This window comes from Acetobacterium sp., assembly GCF_036508315.1.
Classification (GTDB): Bacteria; Bacillota; Clostridia; order Eubacteriales; family Eubacteriaceae; genus Acetobacterium.
Window position 1 is genome coordinate 1 of record NZ_DATCHP010000048.1, and the last position, 4,832, is coordinate 4,832.

Here is a 4,832-nt window from a genome sequence, read left to right on the forward strand (position 1 = left end):
ATTGAATCATAAGAAACGTTTTGTGATTCTTTTCGATCAGTGAGCTTTATCACATGAAAACCAAACTGGGTTTGTACCGGAACCTCGGTCATTTCGCCCACTTCCAGAGCAAAGGCAGCTGTTTCAAATTCAGGAACCATCTGGCCTTTGGAGAAATAGTTTAAATCTCCACCATTATCTTTTGAAGGACAAGTGGAATATTCTTTCGCAGCATCTTCAAAGGATTTACCGCCTTTAATTTCTGAAATAATATCAATGGCCTGTTGCTCTGCAGGTATGAGGATGTGGCTTGCACGAATACTGTCAGGCGCAACGAATTGTTCAGGATTTTCATTGTAAAACTTTTGAACTTCTTCATCTGAAACGGTAATATCCATCATATACTGTGCGATCATATGAGTTTTCAGGAGCTTTTCTTCTGCTTCCCGGATCATTTTTTTAAATTCTTCTGTTTCATCGGCTTTTACTTCTTTACCTTCCAGATAAAAAAGTTCCTGGGCGATGAGTTCTTCTAAAAGTTGATGACGTCCTTCAGGGCTTAAAAACTGGTTTGCCTGTTCCTGGGGTAATTGTTTAATTAAGGCATCTAAATCCGAGGTGTAAATAATTTTACCTTCAACGGTTGCCAAAGCGGTTTTTTCCATAATAGTCTCCTTTATCATTGCGAATAATTTTCTTTCCTAAAGATCATAGCCTGAGAGGCAATTTTTGTCAATATTTACAATATAAAGGTTTGAAATTTATGGTTAATAAAAGGATTGGCTTAATTGTTTAAATGGAGCAAAGGAGCCAATCCAGTTAGATTGATTTGAAGTTTAAAAACAGTTTAAATGATTCTTAATAAATATTATGGCAATAGCCCTTCTCTTGACAATCGCCAGGGAGAGGGCTATAATGATTTTAAGTAGTTAGGTTAAAACTAACTAATAAAGTTTGGTTAGGTGATGTTATGGCATGTAAAAAAATTGAGTTATATAAGGCCTATCATAAGTTGCTCCAGATTGAAGCAGATCTTCTTGAAAATGAGGATTGCGAATGTCAGACGCAGGATATGACATTGAAACAGGTTTATTACCTGAGAGTTATCGATCAAAATGATAAGGTGACATTTAGCCAACTGGCTCAGGAAACCTGTAATTCAAAGCCAACGATTACCGAATTGATCAGCAAGTTTATTTCGATGGACTGTGTTTACCGAGAGCGTTCCTCTGAGGATCGCCGGGTCTATTATATTTATCTGACACCTAAAGGCAAATTAATTGCCAGAGCTCAGGAAAGAACACAGATACGTTTTATAGACCGGATTAGAAATAGTCTCACAGATAATGAGCTGAGTCAATTTATCACACTACTAAACAAAATCCTTTAGCATTAAAAAATTGAAAGCAAAAGGATAAGGAGAAAAAATGAATAATTTAGAAATTAAAAATGCACCACTGATCCCTATTACGGAAACCGTGATTTATCCTGGAATTGCTAATCGGATTTTTGTTAACGAGGAAATTGGGAAAAATATTAAAGAGCTCATCGTTGAAAACAATACCCTGGCCATTGGATTATCAACCAAAGATTATAAGGGGCTTGTACAATTAACAGCCGATTCTTTTTATCGTATTGGCGTTCTGATGAAGTTTGATAAAATACAAAAATCAGATACCGGTTATATTATCGACATTACCACTATCAATCGAGTAAAAGTTTTGGATTTTACCTTTGAGGAAAAACAAATCACTGCATCCTACACTGTTCAGGAAGATATTTTGGACGTGAATCAAGATGAAGAACAAGAAATGATTGTTTACGTTAAGGGACTAATGAAGGAGTTAAGCCATAACTTTAAAGGTGCGGAATATTTTGTCAGCATCCTTGATGGTTTATTATCGCTGGAAGAAATTATGGGATATACCGTGCCGATGATGGGTCTCCCTTTAAAAACCAAACAGGCGTTATTAGAGATTGACTCTTTAAAGGAACGGACCCTTAGTTTTATTGACTATATTATCCGCGAAAAAGATTCTGTTCATTTACAGCTTGAAATCAGCAAGAAATATTCTCAGAGAAAAGATAAAACTTATCGTGAGTCCATGCTTCGAGAACAGATGAAAAACATTCAGGCAGAACTTGGAGAAATGGAAGGCGATCTTGAAGAGGAAATGGACTACCGTAAGCGTGTTCAGGAATCGGATATGCCCCCAGACATTAAAAAAATAGCGCTTAAAGAAGTTCGAAAAATGGAAAACGCACAACCAAATAGTGGCGAGAGCAATGTGATTATGAATTACCTTGATCAAATGTTAGATCTCCCATGGGTCAGTGAAATCAAAGAAATTGATATTGATCATGCCCGCAAGGTTTTGGATTCCCATCATTTTGGTATTGATGATGTTAAGAAAAGAATCATTGAACATCTCGCGGTTATGAAACTCAAGGAAGACAAACAAGGCTCCATTCTTCTGTTAGTGGGACCTCCGGGCACCGGAAAAACCAGTCTTGGTAAGAGTATTGCCGAAGCTCTCAACCGAAAATATGTACGAGTAAGCTTAGGTGGTGTTCGAGATGAAGCGGAAATTCGCGGTCATCGAAAAACCTATCTTGGAGCCATGGCAGGACGAATCATTAAAGGAATCGGAAATGCTAATGCCAAAAATCCGGTGTTCATTCTGGATGAAATTGATAAAATGGGAATGTCTTATAACGGGGATCCCGGATCAGCATTACTGGAAGTACTGGACCCTGAACAAAATTGCACGTTCACCGATCATTATCTGGAAGTGCCCTATGATTTATCGGAAGTCTTCTTTATTGCCACAGCCAATGATTTAAGCACCATTCCGGCACCTTTGCTTGATCGGGCAGAAATCATTCAGCTTTCCAGTTATACCAATGGCGAAAAGAAGCGCATTGCCATTGATCACTTATTACCAAAGGTCTTAAAGGATCATGGCCTCACAGATCAGATGCTTCAAATTGAAGATACTGCCATTGAAGCGATTATAGAGAATTATACGGCTGAAGCTGGTGTTCGTGGATTAACCCAACAATTGGCTAAAATTGCGCGAGTGCTCTCAGCAAAAATTGTATCAAAAACCGTTGAGTTACCTTTTGTTGTAACCACACAAAATATCGCGGATGTTTTAGGTAATAAAACCCGTCGACATGAAAAAGCAGGAGAAAATAATAAACCAGGCGTGGTAACCGGTATGGCATGGACCGCTGTTGGGGGAGAAATTCTCTTTACCGAAGCAAGCTTAATGCCAGGAAGCGGAAAGCTTACCCTTACCGGGCAACTGGGAGATGTTATGAAGGAAAGTGCGACCATCGCCATGAGTCTTATTCGATCACGATTAGGAGAACTCACCAATGGTTTTGATTTCTTCAAATATGATACACACATTCATGTGCCTTCAGGTTCCACACCAAAGGATGGTCCATCGGCCGGTGTTACGTTAACAACCGCTTTAGCTTCTCTTATTTTAGGAAAAGCGGTTGATTCTAAACTATCCATGACAGGTGAAATTACCTTAAGCGGACAAGTGCTTCCAGTTGGTGGGATTAAAGAAAAAGTAATTGCTGCTCAGCGTAGTGGTATTACAAAAATACTCTTGCCAAAGGAAAATGAAAAAGATGTAATGGATATTCCTGAAGAAGTACGTAATGCACTGACCATTATACATGTTTCTACCATTGAAGATGTTTTGCGCGAAGCCCTGGGGGTTGAGCTTCCTGAATCCAAGATTGTTTTCAACCAACCTGGTGGTGGATCAAAGGTTCAATTGAATTTAAAAAGTAGTTAAATAAAAAGAAATACAATAAAAAACAGGAGTTTGTCTTATGACAGGCTCTGTTTTTTATTTCCGAAAATAATTGCTTTGTGAAAAAATAAAATCCATTCACACAAGAAGATTGATTAATTTTCTTAATGAAATTTTTATTCAACGTGTTATAATATTCATTATGAAAATAAAAATGTTGAACATGGATACCATTAATAAAATAGCAGCAGGTGAGGTGATTATCCGCCCGGTTTCTGTCATTAAGGAATTGGTTGAAAATGCCATAGATGCCGGGGCAACCCGTATTACCGTTGACATTGAAGCCGGTGGGAAAAATCAGATGATCGTTAGAGATAATGGCTGTGGCATTGCCTATCATGAGGTGCCTCTGGCTTTTAAACGCCATGCCACCAGTAAGCTCACTTCAATCGATGATTTAGAGTCAATTGAGTCCCTGGGTTTTCGCGGAGAGGCGTTGTCCAGTGTTTCTGCGGTGGCTCGGGTTCAGGTAACCACCTGTAACGAAAGTGAAGAGGTTGGCAGTGTTACCCTCTTTGAAGGTGGTACGCTGATAAACCAGCGGGTGTGTTCCTATAGTCAGGGAACAGAAATGAAAGTTTGGGATCTTTTTTATAATACCCCGGCCCGGAGAAAGCATTTAGAAAAGGATAAAAAAGAAGCAGGACTTATTCGGGATCTCATGGAGAAGCTGGCATTATCTAACCCGGAGGTTGCCTTTCTGGTAAACAGTAATGGCCGGAGTGTTTTAAGCACGCCAGGTTCCGGGAATATTTTGGATGTGGTCAGTACGCTGTATGGGGAGGAAGTCGCTTCAAAACTCATTCCCATCCGTTTTGAAAATAGCCCGATGAAACTTAAGGGTTTTATCGGTGATTTAACAACTATGAGAAGTCATCGAGAGGATCAGATATTTTTCATGAATGGGCGGTATGTAAAAAACAGTCGGTTGGGGCAAGCCCTTGACAGTGCCTATGAAGGGTATACCATGAAGCATCAGCATCCTTTTGGCATTGTGTTTATGGAACTTCCGGGACGGAT

4 protein-coding genes are annotated in these 4,832 nt (G+C 39.2%); 3 read left to right on the forward strand and 1 reads right to left on the reverse strand.

What is annotated here, in order from left to right:
* Nucleotides 1-644: peptidylprolyl isomerase (locus VIK44_RS06345; protein WP_331553009.1), on the reverse strand; the 644-nt coding region annotated here is incomplete at its 3' end.
* Between the two features lie 305 nt (nt 645-949).
* Between VIK44_RS06345 and VIK44_RS06350 the strand changes: the two genes are divergently transcribed.
* From VIK44_RS06350 to mutL, 3 genes are all read left to right on the forward strand, one after another.
* Nucleotides 950-1,369 carry a MarR family winged helix-turn-helix transcriptional regulator gene (locus VIK44_RS06350; RefSeq protein ID WP_331553010.1) on the forward strand — a complete coding sequence of 140 codons (420 nt, stop codon included), beginning with the start codon at nt 950-952 and terminating at the stop codon, nt 1,367-1,369.
* 37 nt (nt 1,370-1,406) lie between these two features.
* Nucleotides 1,407-3,794, forward strand: a complete 2,388-nt coding sequence (gene lon / locus VIK44_RS06355; protein WP_331553011.1) for an endopeptidase La — start codon at nt 1,407-1,409, stop codon at nt 3,792-3,794.
* A 172-nt stretch (nt 3,795-3,966) separates the two neighbouring features.
* Nucleotides 3,967-4,832: DNA mismatch repair endonuclease MutL (gene mutL / locus VIK44_RS06360; RefSeq protein WP_331553012.1), on the forward strand; the 866-nt coding region annotated here is incomplete at its 3' end.

What these genes read in the sequence shown, in the direction of transcription:
- lon (WP_331553011.1), top strand. Translation starts at nt 1,407, where the DNA reads ATGAATAATTTAGAAATTAAAAATGCACCACTGATCCCTATTACGGAA.
- VIK44_RS06350 (WP_331553010.1), top strand. Translation starts at nt 950, where the DNA reads ATGGCATGTAAAAAAATTGAGTTATATAAGGCCTATCATAAGTTGCTC.